Source organism: Mesorhizobium sp. M0664, assembly GCF_040320565.1.
In the GTDB taxonomy this organism is placed as follows: domain Bacteria; phylum Pseudomonadota; class Alphaproteobacteria; order Rhizobiales; family Rhizobiaceae; genus Mesorhizobium.
This window is the reverse complement of the sequence record NZ_JAMYPW010000097.1, coordinates 1-3,141: the sequence shown is the minus strand read 5'-3', so window position 1 is coordinate 3,141 and position 3,141 is coordinate 1. Positions and strand designations below refer to the sequence as shown.

At 57.6% G+C, this 3,141-nt stretch carries 2 protein-coding genes; one reads left to right on the top strand and one right to left on the bottom strand.

Annotated elements, in window-relative coordinates; translation table 11 throughout:
• Positions 1 to 212, top strand: a 212-nt coding sequence (locus NKI39_RS34020; protein WP_352837515.1) for a hypothetical protein, incomplete at its 5' end; no start/stop codon positions are given.
• Positions 213 to 1,285: 1,073 nt separating this feature from the next.
• On the opposite strand, the gene NKI39_RS34015 is transcribed toward NKI39_RS34020, so the two are convergent.
• The coding region (locus NKI39_RS34015) for a hypothetical protein (protein WP_352837512.1) at positions 1,286 to 3,141 on the bottom strand (1,856 nt) is incomplete at its 5' end.

Below are 3,141 nucleotides of genomic sequence, written 5' to 3'. Positions count from 1 at the left end.
TGCGCTTGAGGACGGCAGTCGGAATCAGATTACCGCTCGTCATCGCAGCTCTCCTCCTCCGTTGCCACGCCGGCGGCGGCCATCAGTACGTTGGCGAGCCGGGCGATCACTATGGTCCGTTGCGCTTACCCCACACGATTGAGACTGGCGTTTTCGGATCGCTGATCCGCCGTGAAAATTCGGTATGGAAGGTGGTCGAGGGAACAGAATAGCCCACGGGGACGCGGAAGTCCTGTCGAATGGGCTCGGGGCGTCCCCGCGAAATGACTTGAGTGAGGTGCTCGTAAAGGATTCGGCCCGCTGGCTTCGGCTCCTTACGCCGCGTTGTCCATCGCCTGACACGTTCCCGAAGATAGAGCCGCTCGCTTCCATGTCGGTCGGCACGAGCTGGTCACGAAGGTGGCTTTCATAGGCGTCGAAATTCCGTGCGCTGTGGACAAACTCGAACTTCCCGAAAAACGCCAGTGCCGCTTCTCGACCACCACACTCCTTCTCGAGCCGTAGCCTTGTGTCCCTGGGAATAAGGTCGAGCGATAGCAAAGTACCTTTCAGGCTCACGGCAACATCAGCGTCAGGGATGCGGTTGGTTCTAAGACTTGCGGAATGGATAGAGCCTTGCTTGGCCACCTTCTTCATAGAGTTGGCCCACTTGCCGAGAAGGGAGGTCCCTCTGGGTTTCTTCTCGAGTAACCAATCCCAGGTGAGTGGATAGTCGATCTGGTCCACCGTAAACTTAACTTGGTAGTATTCCAGCGATCCATCGCTACGAGCCACGACGACATCGTCCAGCGAGCTGTCTGTCTTGTCAGCCTCAAGCTCAACCCAACTGTAAGACTTGGGGTCCCGATAGAAGCGAATTAGCGCCTCGATCGCTACGAGGTCTTGATACTCATTGGCTTGATCGTCGTGTTCGCCAAGGCCGCCGTCTTCTCCGCCAGGATCTCTATGGCAACGCTAGGCGGCGCGTTTCCGCATCGAGCTTACCGGCGCCGGCCCCTATCCAGCCGTGTGTTTTTAGGCCGGTACAAATTATCCAAATACAATCAGGGCGATAATACTAGGCCCCTCGACATCATTCCAACAGCTTTTCAATGATGAGTCTCTTTTCTTGTGATCAGCCTGATCCATCGCCGTGACCTCACCAGGGTTCGCCGCGCAGCATCAAGCGCACCCAGCCCGGAGTCTTCGCAACGTCTCTTTCGCTTAAGCGGCTGCTGCGGGCTTGCCGTCAGCGCCACATGACGACTCTCTCTACCTCGGCGCCGGGGCAGCCGGCCTTGCGATCCTATCGCGAAGGCGAGTCTCCTTCGGACTCAGCCTTTTTCAGTCGACAAACAACTCTGTCACCATCAACCGTGTAGACGTTCGTAAAATTTCGGCGACCGAACAGATCCGAGTCTTGTTTGTCGTAGACCTCTTTGGCTCCGGCCAGCACCCAGATCGGACGAAAGCCGTTAGCCTGACACATCTGCAAAAACTCCGTGTGGGCCACGAGTACCGTGCTCGGCCCCGCTTGCTCTGCTGACGGATCGAACGCCCGCGTCGTGCCCTGTGAGTCTACGTATCGAACCGTGCGGCCGTCGGCGAGTCGCAGTCCGAGCGCCTTGATCACCCACGGGGCGGGCAACCGCACCGAGAAGTTTTGTTTCAGACTATGGTCATAACTCCCCGCTTCTTGAAGAAACTGAACCGTTGTTGCGGCCGACTCGACGCCAGCTCGTCGGTGTTGGCGATTCCCCCACCAGCGTGACCACTGCGGATCGCGGTCATTGCGCCAGTCGTACTCGCCCAAATACCAATCGTCCTGGCCATCCTGGTTTAGTCCGAGATCGTGATTTCCCAAAAAGAGCGCATCTTTAAGCTGGTCAAGACCAGCAGATTCATCACCGATATGCACTATAAGACACTCGAGCCGCAGCCATGTTTCACGCAGGATTCGCTCGGTTTCCTGGGTTGTGCCCCGCAACCGAAAATGTTGAAAGCCCCCCAACGGCAGCCACTTCTGACCGTTGTGATCCGATTTAAGGTCGACAAAGCAGGCGCCGTCGAGCAGCTCGCGGTCGGCATCCAGCCACTCCCAGGCAGCATCACGATCCATCGCTGCCTTCCTCGGAATCACTGGCATCCAGAACGTGGGCTCATTGAACGACGCCCAGCCCCAGTCGTGGCTCTCTTCCATCAGCCGGGATGGATCAATTTTGCGAAGCCGCCGTACTGTTTCGCGATGCTGCGCGGTCCAATCCCCTTTCGGTGCAGCGCAGTTGTCGGAAATCCTCGACATCAGCTCGTGCAGTGCGATCCACTGGTACTTCTTGCCTATGCGTTCGCTCTTGTGACCGGTCCGTCCATGGCCACACGAGCGGTCATACTGGCCATGGAGCCCTTCGCTCCAACCGAGATCATGGGCGCGCATACAGACCCAACGCTGCGCCCAGGCAACATTGAACTCGGCAGGATTTTCACCCCAACCAGCCGAAGGTCGCCAGTGACGCGCCATCACGCGGTATCGCTCAAACCGCTCAGTCCCGAGCGTATCGCGAAACTTTTCCTCGATCCTCTGATGCTCCTTTGCGCTATCGCCGCTGGCATAGGCCCATTCCGGACCCTTGGCCCGGAGCGCATCCATTTCTTCGAACAAGTGCTCCATTTCGGGTGTCGAATAAGAATCAAATTCAGCGCGCCATAGTGAGTATAGATCCGCGGAAGATGGAGGGCTCGTCTCCTCACGGCCGGCTGGGCTCCAGCCCCCTACGGCATACTTGATGACGTAAGATCCGAAGTCCCCGTGATGACCCGTAGAGGACACGATCTCATCGCTCAGTATCACGCCGTCTCGGTACGTACGGGTATACCTATCGATCTGGGCGTCCGGTACCGGTTCAAGCGGCCAATTGCTAGAAAAGGGCGGATGGGTGTTGACGCCGCCGGGAATAAAATCGGTGCATCCTCTGCTCTCTGCGTACCTTAAGAGGGAGGAAAGATGGTCGCGCCACACAAGGTCTAAGGGTACCGGGCCACGCTGGAAGAACTGCATCGCCACTCTTTTGGCGATGACGCCTAGGTCGTGTGGACTCTTGGGATTCCCAAGGCTGAGCAAATCAGATTCAAGGCTGTCTTTTGGAGGCAGCCATGGGTGTTCTC